The sequence below is a fragment of the Nitrospiraceae bacterium genome, from assembly GCA_035623075.1.
Taxonomy (GTDB): domain Bacteria; phylum Nitrospirota; class Nitrospiria; order Nitrospirales; family Nitrospiraceae; genus DASPUC01.
The window spans coordinates 1-17,325 of record DASPUC010000009.1; the positions used below are offsets into that span (position 1 = coordinate 1).

The following is a 17,325-nucleotide window of genomic DNA, read 5'->3' on the forward strand; positions in this document are numbered from 1 at the left end:
AGCTCACGAACTTCGCCAGCCCCTTGTCCGCGCAGACCTTGGTCAAGGCTGCCGTCAAGGTCGTCTTGCCGTGGTCCACGTGCCCGATTGTCCCGATGTTCACGTGCGGCTTCCGCCGCTCAAATTTCGCCTTCGCCATACATCACGCTCCTTGTCAGGACACTGAAGGTTTGATCCCGGCGCGCATAACTTTCAACTCGCTCCGGATCGGGCTAGCTCTGCCTGGAGCCCACGACGCGGATCGAACGCGTGACCTCGTCCTTACCAAGGACGTGCTCTACCAACTGAGCTACGTGGGCGTTCCTCGTTAATCGTGAATCGCTATTTGTTAACCGCAAGACAAACCTTCCAGAAAGTTTCACTGGCCCGCTGTTTCACGTTTAACGAATAACGCCTCACGCTCCCCCATTGGAGCGGGCGGTGGGAATTGAACCCACGACAGCCAGCTTGGAAGGCTGGGACTCTACCACTGAGCTACGCCCGCCCATCGTTGAGCGCTGAGTAGTCAGTGCTGAGTTTGAACCATGATGTCCAATTCTCTCAGCACTCACTACTCGACACTCAGACCTTACCTGCATCCGGTTTTGGTGGGCAGGCAAGGATTCGAACCTTGGAAGACATAAGCCAGCAGATTTACAGTCTGCCCCCTTTGGCCACTTGGGTACCTGCCCAAACTTATGCGCGTGATTTCGTTGACACGAAGAATCATCACGATCTGCTGCTTCTGATCCTTGCAAAACAAGAGTAGGCCTGTCCACCCACAGCTCCCCCTCTCCTTTAAAAAAGGAGATAAATAATGAGCTGCGGAGACAGCTTTGTTCAGGAAACGCTCGATTCTATTGACGAAGTTGCGCGATGTCAAGCCCCGATGGCCAAATCTTCAAATTTTTTCTCTTCGGGCCGTCCTGTGAGAGGATCTTCGCGCAATTTGCCTTCGCAACATTCCCTCAGACCCATCAGAGACGCAGACCGAAAATTGAATCTAAGCCTCTGGAATAATTTCAGAATCCCGATCGCCCAGAACCGACTCACATATTTTATTCGCAGGTGGACTGCACTCTTGAGCGAGTCGCTGTGGAAGCAAGAACTTTCATGGCATCGCTGACAAGATTAGGAGGAAAACCAAGGGCGGTATCCATCAAGACCTTCGCTTCCTGCCGGGACAGTCGTGACGCAGGGGCGAGAAATCGTTTATGGGTGACTCCTCGCTCCGTCGGATCCTCCGGCTCATAATATCCGCGGAGCGTTCCTTCAAAGTCTGCCTCTTTCAAACGGCGCAGCCATTCCTCGCGTTGCTTACCTGACTTCATCACCGCACGTCCTGATCCCTTGGTAACATCGAGTTGATTCCATACCACCCACCCAATAAAAACTGCCCAGGTCTCATTGAGGGCCTCCCATGATTCGCGGTCCGTCAAGAACCGCTCCTCGGTTTCGGTCTTTCTCTGAACGATTGGCGTAATCAGTACCGTTCCATAGTGACACTGCTGTTGTGCGCGCGCAAACCTCAGGATCGGCTGTTGCTGAGACTCTGGTGACACCGATTCGGCGGCTGTAACGAGATAGTCGATGTAGGCGTGAAAGAGCTCATGATAGAGTGTCTCGATTTCCTTATGCGTCATCTGGCCGAGCGGTCGCAAGGTAGCTCCCGCTGCATTGAAGGAAAGCGATCGGTTCAGCACCATGCGATGGTCATCGAGGTGATACTCCGCTGCAAAGGTTTGCAAATCATCGAACTGGAACCGAATAAACTCCTGCGGAATTGCTCGCAAGAACCTGGTTGGTAATCCAAGCTTATCCGCTTCTCCAAGCAATTGCGCCCACATTCGTTCATAGGAGACAGCGTGGGTGTCGGCAATCACAAGCTCGGACTGCAACGCACTCATAGACACCAGCAGAACAACTGCCAGAAGCCTCCACCTCGCGGGAATTATCGAGCATCGTTTCATGGGATGAGCACTGTATACTGTATAAGGACCGAGGCATCCGATCACACCAGCCTCTGATCCGCAATTGACGCTCGTAACTAGTATCGGCTGTGATAGTCACCCCAGCCAGAGCGTTGGTCTTCCTCAACCAGTGTGAGCTGGTCAAACAGCGCCGGAGAGACATGGTCCAGGAATCGCGTGGGCTTCGACAGGAGCATGCCGCTACCTTTGTCGAAGACATTGATTGGATACGTCAGGTAGAGATACCGCTTGGCTCTCGTCACCGCTACGTAAAAGAGACGCCGTTCCTCCTCTAATTCTTCATCCGTGACGAACGAATAGGGGGAGGGGAACTTGCCATCGACGAGCCAGATCACGAACACACATTGCCATTCCAAGCCTTTCGCCGAATGGATGGTGGAGAGAACAAGCTGCTCGTCATCGCGATTAGGTGCCTCGACACTAGTCACACTTCCGTCTGGCGGTTCCAAGGCAAGATCTGAGAGAAACTCATCCACTCCCGGATAGCCTGCCGCGATGGTCTGCAAATGGTCGAGGTCCCTCGTTCTCTTGGGATAATCGTCGTACTGTTCCTTTAAGATCGGGAAATAATACTCGTAGATCTGGCTCACCTTCTCAGCTGGTCCGACATTCTGGGCCTTGGTCAAACTCTCAAGGGTGAGCGACAAACTCTTTAAGCCTGCTCCGGATCTCCCTCCGACCTCGCGAAGCACTCGGTAAGGCTCGTCTGATTTCACAAGGGCCGCGAGCAGATCCTTCACTTTCTTCGGTCCGACACCTTCGATCAGCATGAGCACGCGATGCCAACTCACCGTATCAAGAGGATTGACCACGACTCGCAGATGCGCCAACAAATCCTTCACGTGTGCCGTCTCAATGAACTTCACCCCGCCGCGCTTGACAAAAGGCAGCCCGTGGCGTGACAGCTCGATTTCCAGATCGAACGAATGAAAGCTCGAGCGAAACAGCACCGCTACTTCATCGAGAGGCACTCCTTCCTCTCGCAACTCTAGAATGCGCTGTGCGACGAATCGAGATTGCGCGTGTTCACCGGTCGCTTCCGCGAGTGCTGGAGGCGGCCCTTCAAGTTTTCTCGTAAATAGATGCTTGGTGTACTTCTCCGGCGCCGCATCGATGATCGCGTTGGCAAGATGTAAGATCGGCTGCGTGCTGCGATAGTTTTCTTCGAGTTTATAAATGACCGCTCCGGGAAAGAGAGACGGGAACTCCATAATATTCCTGAACGTCGCACCGCGGAACGCATAAATCGATTGCGAATCATCGCCAACCACCATCACGTTCTGGTGCGTGGCTGCGAGTAGGCGAATCAACTCTCCCTGCAAACGGTTTGTGTCTTGATACTCGTCGACGAGAATATACCGGTACAACGAGGCGATAGACTGTCTCGCCATATCATGCTGCATCAGCAGCTGCCGCAGCAGCACAAGTAAGTCGTCATAATCCACCAGTTGCTTCTGACGTTTGGCCGTCTGATATCCCTGCTTAAGCCGGTCCAGGTCATCAAGATGATCGGCAAAATGGCTAAACTCCTCCAGCAGGATTTCATCGAGCGGGCGCAGTGTATTTTCAGCCTTGCTAAAGATCTCGGCGATAGTCCCCTTCCGTGGAAACCGCTTGTCTTTTTCATTGAGCCCGAGCTGAGACCGGACCAGAGCGATGAGGTCCTCAGCATCACTTCGGTCGAGGATGGTAAAACCCGGCTCGAGACCGATCTGGCGACCAAATCGCCTGAGCAACGTATTGGCGACCGAGTGAAACGTGCCTCCGCAGACACGCTCGCTGCGCCCCCCGATCAGCGCTCCCACACGCTCAAGCATCTCCTGCGCGGATTTCCGGGTAAAGGTCAGTAACAGGATGCTGGCAGGATCCACACCCGAGTCGATTAAATAGGCAACGCGGTACACCAGCGTTCGAGTTTTGCCGCTGCCAGCGCCAGCGATCACGAGCGCCGGTCCGTCGCCGGCCGTCACCGCCGCATGTTGTTGGGGGTTCAACTCCGCCGCGTAGTTGATTGAAAGCCGTCGCGGTGTCGCCTCATCCGACGAACGCTTCAGTACATAGGGAGTAATATTTCGGCTCATGTCAATAATCAGGAAGTAGTCGCGCTGTATAACATACCACCCAGTGTCTTTCAACGAACAGTCGATGGACAAGGAGGAGAAGGTAGCAAATGCGGTCAGCAGCTGACGCAACAATTGATCATGGGGGCGCCCCTTGGAGACTCAAGCGGGACTTGTATATAATGATGACGTTTATCACGAGGGCGTAATGTCAGCCACAAAAAGTGCCTACAGCCCGCAACTTCGCACGATTGCCGAATTGATGCTCGCCGTGGCGGGGGAGTCCGTAACCATGATGAAACGGAATGCACCCCAACTGGCATTGAAGCTCAAGCGTCAAACCGAATGGAAAATCTATTTGGAATTCCTCAAGGTCATGTTTAATCTGACTGATCGCTTGTCAGTCCTACATGTCCCTCTCAAAGACCAACCGGAATTCATGAACGACCTGGAAGACGCCGTCGCGCTGCAGTTAAAAACCGTCCTCGAGCCCGCGTTCGCATCCGGCGCCGACCAGACAGAAATTATGCTGACCATCAGCGGAGCCGTGGCGGAGAGCCGTCAGACCTACGAGAAATATCGATTTCTGATCACCGAGGACAGGACCGCCAAAAACGATCTCTTGAAAGATTTTGGCGATCGTGTTGCTGATGTCATGGGCGCTGCGGGTGACGGGCAGGTCTCTTCTGCCGCAACACTCTGCGTCAGCGCTGTCATTCCAGCTCTTACGTCCATCTTGGCTGGCGACGCCCCGCCAACCCAAGACGCTTCGCAGGTGATTCAGAATCAGTCGTCAAGCCCAACTGAAAAGCCGGCGGCCTCGATTCCCAAAGGCCCCATCGGCAACGAAATCAAACTCGTCAGCGTGATGTCCAGCGTCGCCGGAGAAGAAGTGGAAACCCGATGGGGCCTCCATCCGCGATTCCGCCAGGATTTGAAACCGGACGAAGTCCAGCAGTTGACTAAACTGATGAACCGAGTTGCGAAAATCCTTGGCGAACGCTATGCCAGCGTGGCATTCTCCGATGAGTGGGCGTCATGGCATAAGGCCGGTCACGCCTAGTCGTACTCACCTCTGAACGTGACGCATTTCTTGTCTCACTGACACACGACAGGGAGGTTTCGTGGACAGCCAACATCAGACAGTATCTCTTCCGAACGGCTTTCCGTCCGGATTGACGCGTCTGTCGGAGCTCGCACAGAACTTATGGTGGAGTTGGACTCCTGAAGCGCGGCGGCTCTTTGAAGTGATCGACCCGACCCTCTGGGTCCTTTGTCACCACAACCCCGTCAAGCTCCTAACCGAGGTGAAGCCGGAGCGTCTCACGCAGCTAGCCGAAGATCCAAGTTATGTGCGTCAGTATTCGGCCGTGCTGAAACTGTTCGACCAGTACCACCGGAACGGACGGAGTTGGTTCAAGTCGCAGCACCCCGAGTTAGCCGATGCCACGGTCGCGTATTTCTCCGCCGAATTCGGACTCCATAGTTCTATTCCGATCTACAGCGGCGGTCTGGGAATCTTGGCGGGTGACCATTGCAAGGAGGCCAGCGACCTGGGTGTCCCACTGGTCGGAATCGGGTTTATGTACCCGCAAGGCTATTTCCGACAACGAATCACCGCGGAAGGGTGGCAAGAAGCCGCCTATGCCCCGTTCGATCGAGATGACTCGCCTATCCGTCCAGCCCTCACACCATCAGGTACTCCATGTCGAATCACCGTCGAGATGGGAGATCGAATTGTCGCGGCCATTGTCTGGAAAGTGCTCGTCGGTCGAGTCGCGCTCTATCTGATCGACACGGACGTACCGGAGAATAATCCGGAAAATCGTGCGCTCTCGGCCCGCCTATACGGAGGCGATCAAGAAATCCGGCTGTGCCAGGAAATTCTCCTGGGCATCGGAGGCGTCCGCTTACTCCGCACATTGGGGATCAACCCGACCGTTTGGCACGCCAATGAAGGCCATTCGGCGTTCTTGACGCTCGAGCGAGTGCGCGAGCTCGTCCAAAAGGGTCGGTCGCACGCCGAAGCGAGCGATACGGTTCGCCAGAGTACCGTGTTTACGACTCACACGCCGGTCCCTGCCGGCCACGATGTGTTTCCCCATCACCTGATGGATCGGTACTTCAAGGGCTATTGGGAACAGATCGGCTTGTCTCGGGATGAATTTCTCCGACTCGGGGACAGCCCGAATTCGCATCAACAAGGATTTAACATGACCGCCCTGGCAATCCGACTTTCGGCCAACGTGAACGGAGTAAGCCGTGAACATGGGCGTGTCACCCGTGAGATGTGGCAACATTTTTGGCCCGGATTGGCGATCGATCTGGTACCGATTCGGAGCGTCACCAACGGTGTTCATGCCCCCACATGGATTGCGGCGGAAGTCAGTCAGCTCTACGGGAAATACCTAGGCGTGGATTGGGTCGACAAATGCGACGACTCGGCGGTCTGGCAACGTGTATTGGATATTCCGGATCACGAACTCTGGGCCGTTCGTCAAACGATGAAGCGCAAATTGATGAGCTTCATCCGGGAACGGGCTCGAAGCGGATGGATGCAGGGACACCTGCAAGCCACGCAAGTGCTGAGCCGCGGCACTTTGCTCGACCCCGAAGCCCTCACGATCGGCTTCGCGAGACGGTTTGCCACCTACAAACGCGCCACCTTACTCTTTCGAGACCTCGAACGACTCAAACGTCTGCTGCAGAATCAGTGGCGACCCGTTCAACTCGTTTTTGCCGGCAAGGCTCATCCCGCCGATGAACCGGGACGCTATTTTATTCATGAGGTGCTGAGCTTCTGCCATGACCACAAGTTGGGAGGCCATGTCGCATTCGTGGAAGACTACGATATGCACATGGCCAAGTTCTTGGTCCAAGGCGTGGACGTGTGGCTGAACACCCCGCGATATCCGATGGAAGCCAGCGGGACAAGCGGCCAAAAGGCAGCGCTCAACGGGGTCTTACACTTCAGCGTCTTGGACGGCTGGTGGGACGAAGGCTACAACGGCGCGAACGGCTGGGCACTCGAACCCCTCACTGGAAGTCAGGACGTGCAGGCTCAGGATTCCCACGATGCGGAACAAATGTACCGTCTCTTAGAACAGGAAACGGTACCGCTGTACTATCAGCGGGATCTGGACGGAATCCCTCGTGGATGGATTCAACTCATCAAAGAAAGCCTCCGCACTGTCGCTCCTCGCTTCTGCACGAAACGGATGGTGAAGGAATACGTGAATACTCTCTACGCGTCCGCCATGGTACGCACTCCGTCGGCATGGTGAGCGACAGCCAGCCGACACCTCCCTCACCGATGCGTTTGCGGGTAGTCGTATACAGCCTGCTCTGTATTGATTTCCTCGCTGCCATCGTTTCAGCTCCCGCGTTGTACGCTGCAGACCCAGCCGTCACGGCCATAGAACGTGACGCGAACAGGGCCTTCAACAATTCGGACTACGACCTGGTTCTGGAACTGTGGCGCTCCGTTCCCGCTTCGTCACAACCTTCAAAGCCGTTTCTCCGACTCGTGTTCCAGAGTTTTCTGAAACTAGGGCATCCGGAAGACGCCTTTGTGATTTACCAACGGTTAGTTCCGTCAGACCAACCAGATGATCCCGTTCTCTTGAGGGCTGTGGCCCTCAGCATGCTCACGAGCCATGTACGTGACCCCAAAGAGCATGTGCGAATCGCTGCTTTTACGACTCTTGCAGAACTTGGCCTAAAAGAAACGCGGCCCGTGCTGGAGGACGGCCTCCTCGACACGTCGGTCATGGTACGTGCGCGTGCGGTGGAAGCCATCGGCAAAGCCGGTCTGGCCAAGACGTCCGGCCCTGTGCGCAGAGTACTTCAGGATGAGATGCCGGCCGTTCGTATTGCAGCCATGAACGCGTTGGGTGACGCAGGGGCCACGGACATCATTCCCCGTCTGATGGAAGTTGCAAGAAACGAGGACAGCCCCGAGGGTATCTTTGCCTACGCAGCGCTGTACCAACTTGGCAAACGCGATATGCTCGTGGACATCACTTCCGCTGCAACGTTACCGGACCCGGAACTCCGCATGGCGGCATTCGGGGTCCTGGGCCGGCTGAGACACCCCTCGAGTGCCGCGGTCCTGGCTCACGGGGTCTATGACCCGGAGCCGTCGGTGCGTGCCTTCGCCGCAGGCGCTCTAGGTGAATACGGAAAAGCCGATGGCGTGGCTCCTCTGACGCATGCATTAGGCGACGAAGTCGCTCGAGTGCGAGGGGTCGCCGCGGTCAGCCTAGGGCGACTGGGTGTGCGCGATACGCGTCCCTTGCTCCAGGCACTGCTTCGAGATCCGAGCATGCACGTGCGTGCCGGCGCAGTCGAAGGACTTCTTCGGCTCGAGGATACCTCCGTTTTCTTGATCGTCACCGATCTTGCTCGCCACCCCGATCCCTCAGTCCGCGCTGCGACCGCCCAGGCCTTAGGCGCGACGTCCGACAAACAGGGCTTGGCAATTCTCCAAACCCTCTTACAAGACCAGCAGCCGCAACCACGACTCGCGGCTGCAAAAGCGCTTGGGAAAGTATCCGGTACCGTGGTACCGTGGCTTAAGAGAGGGCTTCAGGATTCGGACGAAGCGGTTCGTCTGACGGTGGCTGGCAGTCTGATCCAACAGCTATCGCATACTCCAAAGCCGATGCCACGTCGTTCGTAGAAAGGAGCACCATGCTCAAGGCCTTCGCCATCATTGCGCTGGCTATCGGCTCGTTCGGAATAGGATTTTACTTCGGACAGCGCCCGGTAGGTACCTTGCAAAATACGATCTCTGACTTACAGCAGTCCATCAAAGACCTGTCGCGGAACGTCTTCGATACCACAATGGGAATCGAGCGAGACCTTCGACGACGCCAGGGTCTACTCGACACGAAAGCGCACATTGTCCAGGCAAAAGCGGATCTCGTTGACAAAAACCTCGGAGAAGCCGCCAAGGAACTGGCGGAGGCAGCCGACGGCCTGGAGAACGTCACAAAAGGAAGCAAGCAAGACGAGTCTGTCTTTGCGGTCAGAGCGTTGGTGGGTTCCCTCAGGGAAGTCAGACTGGAAATTTCGATGGGTAAAACGGTGTCGATAAAAAAACTCGACGAACTCCTGCATGAAGTCGACCGGCAGTTGAACAAATGAGGGAGTGTCGTTTATTTGGTTTATCTCGTGGCTCTGGCTTGTCTTGTTAAACCAGAAAAGCTAAACAAACCAGAGAAACCAACCAGCCCTAGGCATTGGTAGGCTGTTTTTTCCACTTTGCCAAGATTCGCTCGACTCTCATCCGAACGACCAGGTCTTGATCCTTCATTAACGGCTTAATCGCATCACGCCCCCGCTCATCGCCGATCGCTTCAAGCGCAGCCGCCGCGGTCAGTCGCGTATACCAATCGCTATCGGCCAGCATCGCAATTAACGGGTCGACGGCCTCGGCCTGCTTGATTCGGCCGAGTGCCAGCACGGCTTGTTTTCGGACGTTATCGTCCTTCTCTTTGAGTGCTTCGATCAAGCGCGGAACCGCTGGTTGGCCGACTTCGACCAAGGCGTTGGTGGCATATTCCTTGAATTCTTCATTCCTGAGTTGATGCATGAGGGGATCGAGCACACGTTCGTCACGAATTTTTCCTAAAGCGATGATCGCATATTTACGGACATCCCAGTCACGCAGCAATTTGATTAACTGCTCGACGGCCGGAGAGCCGATCTGGCCTAACGCATCGATCGCGACTTCTCGAACCTGCCAATCTCCGTCGTAGAGGGCGCGGCACAGCGGCTCTGCACACCGTTCGTCTCCCATTTCTCCCAAAGTAATGGCAGCCTCGCGACGGACAACCCAATCAGGATCCTTGAGCAGATCGATCTGAATGTCGATCTCATCCTTCGATTTTTCCTCTTCAAGCACAGCCGGTTCACCGGACCCCGCGGCGGCCTCGGGAGATGCGGTCTGCTCCCCAGTCAATTGAGCCGCAACCTGATCGGCCAATTCATCACTGGCTGTCTCCGATGACGCGGGCGTACCGTCATCGAAAAAGTCTTTCTCTTGTTCCTTAGAGGACATGCGTTGTTCCTTCATGAGTCGAGGTGACTAACCACATCGTTATCCTGCCGCCGGGGCGGCTACTTCGGAGGTCTTCCCTGTCGCATGCTTCTTTCGCAAGGCACGGGCGCGTCGTTTGCGCTGAACACGCTTTAAGCGCTTGCGCAACGTTCGGAGGGCGGCATCTCCTTCCGGCGACTTGTGCCCAGTCAATTGAGCTGCTACTTTTTTCTTGAGTCGTGCCTCATCGGATTCCGCGGTCGTCTTCTTCGCCATCCGGCTTCGAGCCTCCTTTTCCTTTGTCACGAGCCCCTAATCATGCTGTCTTGGGTGCGAATCGGCAGTCTAGTAGAGAGGTCAGCGCAGTGTCAACCTGGCTCCAACACCGGCCGTCTACTAGTCGATGATGAGCGCTGCAACTTCTGTATGAGCAGTATGGTCCGCCGCGAGGATCGCAGGAACCCGACGAAGTCGCCGTTGGATGAGAACATCACCTAACGGGAGACGAAGAGGCTGGGCGACCGATGAATCGGGACGGTTTAACGGGGTTGGGCCTAACTCATTTGAATTAGCCACGGGCTCGTCAGATTGAATTAGAAGCTTCGTGTTCAATGCTTCCTGCGCATCTGATGGGAGTAGAAGGTCCGGTCGACGGTCTCCCACAACCTCGACCTGCACGACCGATAGCCCCCCCTCGACCATGCCGAGATACACAGCAGCAGCGTGGGATAAGTCAAGGATTCGACCATTCACATAAGGACCACGGTCGTTGATCCGGACATGTACGTGTTTCCCGTTCATAAGGTTCACCACACGGACCATGCTTCCCAAGGGAAGGGTCCGGTGGGCCGCGGTCAAAGCCTCCATATCGAATAACTCTCCATTCGCCGCCTGCTTCCCATGGAACTGTTCTCCATACCAGGAGGCCACCCCACGGTCTTTTAATCCCACATCCAGTTGGACTTCACCCTTTGGTATCCATGAGCAGGCTGCGGAGACCGCCAAGGCGCTTGCAACTATGCAGAATTGGACTAACGAGACCTTTGCTGCCGCCTTCTTTCTATTTCCATTCATAGTGTTGTCCATCATTGGGGTTGAACCACCCTCGCGCTCAGTTCAGACTTTTGTCTGGATGCTCTCACCTTAAACGCTGAGCACCGGTCCAACAATACCGACCCGGTAGCCCCAACCCCTACCTTTGAATGAGTCGAAAATGAGCGCCTCTGTGGGAAAGATCACACAGATAAGAACCATAGGGGCGGGGTAAGATGCGTATGTAGTGCTTACTATATATAGGGACGCTTATCCCTTCGTCAAGAGGCAGGAAGAGGATGCTGAGCCAATCGCCTCACATACATACATAATGAACGACGAAGGCTCTTCTGCATTGATCGGCTGGCCGCGACACAGCGACTCCATTTGAGATCTTGCTCTGAGATGAGTGGTGATTGCTCGGAGGACTCAACCGGGAAAGGCCCGGCCTGTACGGTTTCGTGATCATTGTATTGACTGATTCCGGATGACTGAGTAAGATGCCAGCGGATTATACGTATATGAAGTCCCAACCTACCGCTAGCGGTCCTACGATCTAGTTAGTTATTACCCGCGCATGATCGACGTTCAGCAGGTTACCAAACGCTACGGACAACATACCGCCCTTGATCGCGTGACCTTTCGTGTAGCAAAGGGCGAAGTGCTCGCATTTCTCGGCCCTAATGGTGCCGGGAAAACGACAACCATGCGGATCTTGACCTGTTTTATGCCAGCCACCGAAGGATCGGCTAGCGTGGCGGGCTTCGATTGCGCCGACCAACCTTTCGAGGTGAAGCGTCGAATCGGGTATCTGCCGGAAACACCGCCGGTATACCAGGAGCTGACGGTCTCGGAATACCTCACCTTTGTGGGTCGATTGCGAGGCCTTGCAGGAAAGAAGCTTTCCGCCGCGATGGATCGGGAAGTTCAGCGGTTGGGACTCGGACAGGTACGATACCGCCTCATCGGAAACCTCTCTCGTGGCTACCGCCAGCGGGTCGGGCTTGCCCAAACGCTCTTGCACGATCCCGAGGTCCTCATTCTCGACGAACCAACCGTCGGTCTCGATCCGAAGCAGATCATCGAAATCCGGGAATTGATCAAGAGTTTGGCGGGATCCCATTCGGTCATCCTGAGCACCCATATCCTGCCCGAGGCCACAGCCGTCTGCCAGCGCGTGGTGATCATCAGCGGTGGCCGAATTGTTGCCGAGGACACGCCGGAGCAACTGTCCGCACGACTCCGTCACTCAGATAAGATCTCCATTACGCTGAAACATCCTTCCATTGATGTGGGTGAGCGATTCAAATCCGTTGCCGGGGTGCAAAATGTTTTCCCTGGCGGAAGTCCTGGAACATACCTCTTGGAATGCTCGCTTGATCAGGACGCGCGAGAAGAAGTGGCTCGACTGGCAGTCACGCAAGGATGGGGCCTGTTAGAGCTGAAATCGATCTCGATGACCTTAGAGGATGTCTTCCTCCAGCTGACCCGGCACGAGGACGGATTGTCACAGGACGGAGAACCGTCAACCGGCCGGCACGCCACCACGTTGGTCGAATCAATGGAACAGTCCACATGACACCGGTCGCGACCATAGTGTCGAAAGAGTTGCGGTCCTACTTCGTATCGCCCGTGGTGTACGTGGTGGGAGCAGTCTTTCTCCTGATTATCGGGCTACTGTCATACCTCTATGTCGTCTTCGCCGGAGCGCAAGCCATTCAGCTCATGCAGATGCAGGGAGGCATGGCCCAGCTTAATTTGAACGACCTGGTGTTCCGGAACCTGTTTTCCAGCATCAGATTCGTGCTGTTGCTCACCTTGCCGATTTTGACGATGCGCCTCTTTGCCGAAGAACGAAAGCTGCGGACCTTCGAGTTCCTCATGACCTCCCCCATCGGCATCAACGAGGTCGTCGCGGGAAAGTTCGTGAGCGTCTTCCTCGTCTTTCTCGGCCTCCTGGGACTCACCGGTCTGATCCCGGTCGTGTTGTCGATGTTCAGCGATTTCGACTGGTACCCCATCCTGACGGGCTATCTTGGGCTGGCCTTGCTCGGAGCTCTGTTTCTCTCGGTCGGCGTCCTCGCGTCCGCCCTAACGGAGAACCAAATCGTAGCCGCCTTCCTCAGCTTCGGCATCCTGCTCCTCTTCTGGCTCCTTGCAGGCTTGGGCTCTCTGCTCGGAGACACAGCGCTCGGCCAGACCATCTCATACCTTTCATTCATGGAACATTTCGATCATCTCGTTCGCGGCCTGATCGATACCAAGGATCTGGTGTACTTCTTCAGTGGCCTGGCTCTGATGCTGCTTCTGACCCACCGGGCAGTGGAAGCAGCGAGGTGGCGATGACCCTCAAGGACCTCCCGCTCGGCGTCGTTGGGACAGCCTTGGCTCTGGCCGGATTGGTCGCCTATAGCCTGGCACCGGACGCGCTCTGGCTCGTCACGTTGTGCGAAGGCCTGGCCCTCGTCTCTCTGATCGCTTTTGTGGTCCTCCACTTCGAGACGCTGAAAAGCTTTTCCGCCCGTCGCTCGACACGCATGGGCGCCAACAGCCTGGTGATTATCCTCCTCGTTGTTGGGATTCTTGTCATCGGGAATTTCCTGGCTGTTCGACATTCCCTTCGTTGGGATTTTTCAGAGAACCAGAATTTCACGCTCGCATCTCAAACGTACCGTGTCCTCCGAAACTTAGCCCACGACGTGAAAGTGACCGTATTTACCCGGGAGAAAGACCCAGGATTTCAGTCATACAAAGAACGCCTCGATAGCTATCGGCAAGCCAGTCCGAAACTGACCGTCGAATTTGTCGATCCTGAGCGACACCCGAAGGTAGCGCAGACCTACGGCATCACTAGGACCGATACGGCCATTTTTGAGAGCGGGAGCCAGACGGTCCGCGTGACATCGCCATCGGAAGTCGAACTCACCGGCGCATTGCTGCGGGTCTCGAAGGACAGCAAGAAACGGATCCTCTTCCTCGAAGGGCATGGCGAACGCGGACTCGACGATAAGGAACGGACCGGTTTCTCTATGGCCAAAGATGCCCTCACCAAACAAGGCTACGACGTCGGAACTCTGAGCCTCCTCCAAACCGCCGCGGTTCCGGAGAACACCGCCGTTCTCGTGCTGGCAGGTCCCCGTCGTCCCGTGACCCGTGAAGAACAAGAGCGGATTCAATCCTACGTGGATACCGGCGGTCACCTGCTCGCCCTGATCGATCCAGACTCACAGGCCGATCTCGACCCGATGCTCAAACATTGGGGGTTAGGCGTCGGCCCCGGCGTGCTCGTGGACCTGCAGGATCGATTGGCGCAAGGGGACCTCACCGCTTTGTTGGTGCGGACGTTCACGGAACACGAGATCACGCAGGACCTCACCTCCGCCGTGCTCTTCCCGTTGGCGCGGCATGTGACCTTCGATGAGCAGGTTGGAAAAGACTGGGACTACGTTCCGCTCGCAAGGACATCAGCCAATAGCTGGGCAGAAACCGATATCAAAGGCCGCGTCGTGAGTCTCAACGAGAAGGAGGACGTCAAAGGCCCCCTCCCAATGGCGGCCGCCCTTGCCCCGAAAAAACAACCGGAAGAAGGAAAGCCCAGTCCCGCGATCGTTGTCATCGGGAACTCCAGCTTCGCCGTCAACGCCTTCTTGAATTTTCCCGGCAACACGGATTTTTTTCTCCATGCAGCCGGGTGGCTCGCCGAAGAACGGGACCTCATCGCGATCAGTCCCAAGGAGCAGGGATTGCATCCGTTTATTCCGAATGCGGTCCAAGAACGAGCCCTCCTCTATCTGCAAGTGTTCCTTCTTCCGGCCGCAACGTTTCTGTGCGGCATGATGGTGTGGCGCAAGCGCCGCCGCCTATAACTCCATGCGAAACTGGCCGACTCTGGTTCTGGCACTTGTCTTCGGAGGCTTGGGCGCCTACCTCTATTTCGTTGAATTGCCCAGCAAAGAATCTCAGGAGCGTACCGCAACCGAGAGCGCAAAGCTGCTTGCCCTGGATCAGAATGAGATCACGGGGCTGACCGTGAAGACGGCCGACCGCGAAATCATCATGGTTAAGGACGTTGAAAAGGGGTGGAATATCACTGCACCTCTGCGTTCAGAGGCCGACCATCGGGCTGTAGACAATCTTCTGCGAGCGCTGGTCACCGGCAAAGTGATTCGAGTCATCGAGGACACCGCAACGGACCTTGCTCCGTTTGGACTCGATCATCCCGTGACGGTTGTCACAGCCTCAGCAGGAGCGAAACAAGACACCTTTTCAATCGGAGATAGCGGACCGCTCTCATCAACCCTGTATGTCTTACGACAGTCTGATCACAAAGTGCTGCTCACCGATATGGCGCCAAAGGATTTTGTGAATAAAACGTTGCTGACCTTTCGGCGAAAGGACATTCTGCGATTCTCGCAGAATGAGGTGGATCGCGTTCGTTTGACCTATCCCGCCACAGAAATCGTTCTGTACCACGTCGAGGAGAAACCCAAGGGTAAATGGAAGATTCGGTACCCGATCGAGGCCGAGGCCGATCAAACGGAAGTACGGACTCTGCTCTTTCGACTCGAAGACCTCAAAGCAATGGCCTTGATTGACCCGGGAGCGGAGCGGGATGGACTCGCGAAGACCCTCACCGCCCCAAAAGTTAAAATCACGCTCCACACGCCTCAAGGGGACCAGACAGTAAAGCTCTATCAGTCTGACCCGGCAAGCGGCGAAGCCATTGCGGAAACGACCGCTGAGGCCCCGCTTTATCGCATCGCTCCAACGGCCATTCGTGATCTCACCAAGGAACTATTTGCCTTCCAAGACAAGCGGCTCTTAGGCGTGGACGCGACTGACATCGCTGTTCTCTCGGTTAAAACACGCACTGAAAAGTATGTGTTGATCAACCAAACAGGCGAATGGGTCATGGAAGATCATCCCACCGAGAAGCTCGACCAGCAGACAGCCGATCTTTTCGTCAGTCGAGTGGTCAACGTGCCGGCTGAAGAACGTGTGACGAAACAGACTGGGCCGCTTGCCGCGTACGGACTTGTCGCACCGGCTGCCGAGTTCGTCGCCACAGGAAAAGACGGCAAGGTGGCCGGCAAACTCTCAGTTGGTAATCAGTCCGGTGGGTTGGCTTACGCGATCGGCCAGCGGTTTCCGGGCATCTTCCAAATCCGCGCCGATTTGCTGTCGCAAATTCCGACCGAGAACGACCTATTGGCGAAATCACCCGACAAGACCACGTCCGGTCATTGACCCCGGCCAGGAGGGTCACTGTTGCCTAGACTTTTCCAACCCCTTCCAGTATCGTAAGTTTTATGCCCCCGTAGCTCAGTTGGATAGAGCAGCGGTTTCCTAAACCGCGGGTCGTACGTTCAATTCGTATCGGGGGCACCAAACCTCCGTTTAGTCTATCCGCCACTTGCCCTGCTCCTCCGAGTCGATCATTCCCTGCAAGGCTTCAACTGTAACCGTCGTTGTAACCTTTTCCACCTCATAATATTCCGCAAGTTGCCGAGTCGCCGTCTGGAGGTCACATCGATCAACTCCGTCTCGCTCACGATATCGTACCGGTCAAAGACAATACGCCCACGATCAAAACAGCCCTAACACCGTTTCCTCTCGCACACATACCACGTCTTCCTGCTCCCGGTAATTACGTACCGCGAACCGCGGCTCTCAATGAGCGGTGCGTGATTCCGCCTACCTGAGAGTGCTCCCCGTACTGATCCGACGCAGTCGTGCAGAGAAGGCTGTCAGGCCTAGCCCTTCTTTCAGGGTAGCCCCAACAGGGAACGCGCCCGGACGATGGCGCTGGCATCCTTTGTATGTAAGCCGGAGGTCGGGACAATGACTGGGGAGAAGCAGGGATCGATCGAAGACCGCCAGGTGGATACAACGGGGAAGGACCGTCGAGGGCGCCGGTTGGCCCTGTCCTGCCGGCTGTTTGTCTTCGGTGAGGATGACTTTGAAACCGAAGGCACCCTGATGGATATTTCAACCAGTGGCTGTCGCGCTGTCTCAACCGTTCAGGTGCACCGTGGCATGATCGTCAAACTCTCGGTGTTCCTCCCGGATCACCGGTGGCCCCTTCGGGTGGAGGAGGCCATTGTGCGATGGACCAACGGTCCGGAATTCGGCGTGGAATTTACCAGTATTCGACTGGCACAACGGGAACGTCTGCGGGCACTGATCATGAAAGCCAAAATTTAGGAGGCCCTTTACAATC

Annotated in this window: 15 protein-coding genes and 4 tRNA genes; 10 read left to right on the forward strand and 9 right to left on the reverse strand. The window is 55.8% G+C overall.

The features are described 5' to 3' along the window. The 6 genes from VEI50_01860 to VEI50_01885 all read right to left on the reverse strand — a co-directional run. The coding region (locus tag VEI50_01860) for a GTP-binding protein (GenBank protein HXX73855.1) at positions 1 to 139 on the reverse strand (139 nt) is incomplete at its 3' end. Positions 140 to 223: 84 nt separating this feature from the next. Beyond that, a tRNA-Thr gene (locus VEI50_01865) sits at positions 224 to 299 on the reverse strand. 110 nt (positions 300 to 409) lie between these two features. After that, positions 410 to 484: transfer RNA gene (locus VEI50_01870), tRNA-Gly, on the reverse strand. Between the two features lie 101 nt (positions 485 to 585). After that, a tRNA-Tyr gene (locus VEI50_01875) sits at positions 586 to 671 on the reverse strand. A 366-nt stretch (positions 672 to 1,037) separates the two neighbouring features. Continuing rightward, positions 1,038 to 1,886 carry a hypothetical protein gene (locus VEI50_01880; GenBank protein HXX73856.1) on the reverse strand — a complete coding sequence of 283 codons (849 nt, stop codon included), beginning with the start codon at positions 1,884 to 1,886 and terminating at the stop codon, positions 1,038 to 1,040. Between the two features lie 140 nt (positions 1,887 to 2,026). Further along, on the reverse strand, positions 2,027 to 4,051 hold the full coding sequence (locus tag VEI50_01885) for an ATP-dependent helicase (GenBank protein ID HXX73857.1): 2,025 nt from the start codon (positions 4,049 to 4,051) through the stop codon (positions 2,027 to 2,029). Positions 4,052 to 4,238: 187 nt separating this feature from the next. Here VEI50_01885 and VEI50_01890 point away from each other — a divergent pair, with 187 nt between their 5' ends. The 4 genes from VEI50_01890 to VEI50_01905 all read left to right on the forward strand — a co-directional run bounded on the left by VEI50_01890 (position 4,239) and on the right by VEI50_01905 (position 9,178). Then, positions 4,239 to 5,093, forward strand: a complete 855-nt coding sequence (locus tag VEI50_01890; GenBank protein HXX73858.1) for a hypothetical protein — start codon at positions 4,239 to 4,241, stop codon at positions 5,091 to 5,093. Between the two features lie 61 nt (positions 5,094 to 5,154). Continuing rightward, positions 5,155 to 7,314, forward strand: a complete 2,160-nt coding sequence (glgP, locus tag VEI50_01895) for an alpha-glucan family phosphorylase (protein HXX73859.1) — start codon at positions 5,155 to 5,157, stop codon at positions 7,312 to 7,314. A gap of 29 nt (positions 7,315 to 7,343) precedes the next feature. Continuing rightward, the gene (locus VEI50_01900; protein ID HXX73860.1) at positions 7,344 to 8,711 is read left to right on the forward strand and encodes a HEAT repeat domain-containing protein; all 1,368 of its coding nucleotides are present in this window, start codon (positions 7,344 to 7,346) and stop codon (positions 8,709 to 8,711) included. Positions 8,712 to 8,722: 11 nt separating this feature from the next. Further along, complete coding sequence (locus tag VEI50_01905; protein HXX73861.1) at positions 8,723 to 9,178, forward strand: hypothetical protein; 456 nt, start codon at positions 8,723 to 8,725, stop codon at positions 9,176 to 9,178. Between the two features lie 88 nt (positions 9,179 to 9,266). On the opposite strand, the gene VEI50_01910 is transcribed toward VEI50_01905, so the two are convergent. The 3 genes from VEI50_01910 to VEI50_01920 form a co-directional block, all read right to left on the reverse strand. Beyond that, on the reverse strand, positions 9,267 to 10,094 hold the full coding sequence (locus VEI50_01910) for a HEAT repeat domain-containing protein (GenBank protein ID HXX73862.1): 828 nt from the start codon (positions 10,092 to 10,094) through the stop codon (positions 9,267 to 9,269). 39 nt (positions 10,095 to 10,133) lie between these two features. Then, positions 10,134 to 10,349: a hypothetical protein gene (locus VEI50_01915; GenBank protein ID HXX73863.1), complete on the reverse strand. Its 216-nt coding sequence runs from the start codon at positions 10,347 to 10,349 to the stop codon at positions 10,134 to 10,136. Positions 10,350 to 10,469: 120 nt separating this feature from the next. Next, positions 10,470 to 11,147: a septal ring lytic transglycosylase RlpA family protein gene (locus VEI50_01920; GenBank protein HXX73864.1), complete on the reverse strand. Its 678-nt coding sequence runs from the start codon at positions 11,145 to 11,147 to the stop codon at positions 10,470 to 10,472. 535 nt (positions 11,148 to 11,682) lie between these two features. On the opposite strand from VEI50_01920, the gene VEI50_01925 reads away from it, so the two are divergent. From VEI50_01925 to VEI50_01950, 6 genes are all read left to right on the forward strand, one after another. Beyond that, a complete protein-coding gene (locus VEI50_01925) occupies positions 11,683 to 12,684 on the forward strand; it encodes an ATP-binding cassette domain-containing protein (GenBank protein HXX73865.1) in 1,002 nt (333 codons plus the stop codon). Continuing rightward, on the forward strand, positions 12,681 to 13,451 hold the full coding sequence (locus VEI50_01930; protein ID HXX73866.1) for an ABC transporter permease subunit: 771 nt from the start codon (positions 12,681 to 12,683) through the stop codon (positions 13,449 to 13,451). Before VEI50_01925 ends, VEI50_01930 begins: the two co-directional genes overlap by 4 nt. Then, a complete protein-coding gene (locus VEI50_01935; GenBank protein HXX73867.1) occupies positions 13,448 to 14,971 on the forward strand; it encodes a DUF4350 domain-containing protein in 1,524 nt (507 codons plus the stop codon). The genes VEI50_01930 and VEI50_01935 overlap by 4 nt, the downstream gene beginning before the upstream one ends. Before the next feature lie 4 nt (positions 14,972 to 14,975). Further along, complete coding sequence (locus tag VEI50_01940) at positions 14,976 to 16,352, forward strand: DUF4340 domain-containing protein (protein ID HXX73868.1); 1,377 nt, start codon at positions 14,976 to 14,978, stop codon at positions 16,350 to 16,352. A 64-nt stretch (positions 16,353 to 16,416) separates the two neighbouring features. After that, positions 16,417 to 16,493 (forward strand) — tRNA-Arg (locus VEI50_01945). A 453-nt stretch (positions 16,494 to 16,946) separates the two neighbouring features. Further along, positions 16,947 to 17,309 (forward strand): PilZ domain-containing protein, encoded by a 363-nt coding sequence (locus VEI50_01950; GenBank protein ID HXX73869.1) that lies wholly within the window; start codon positions 16,947 to 16,949, stop codon positions 17,307 to 17,309. Positions 17,310 to 17,325: the final 16 nt, after the last annotated feature.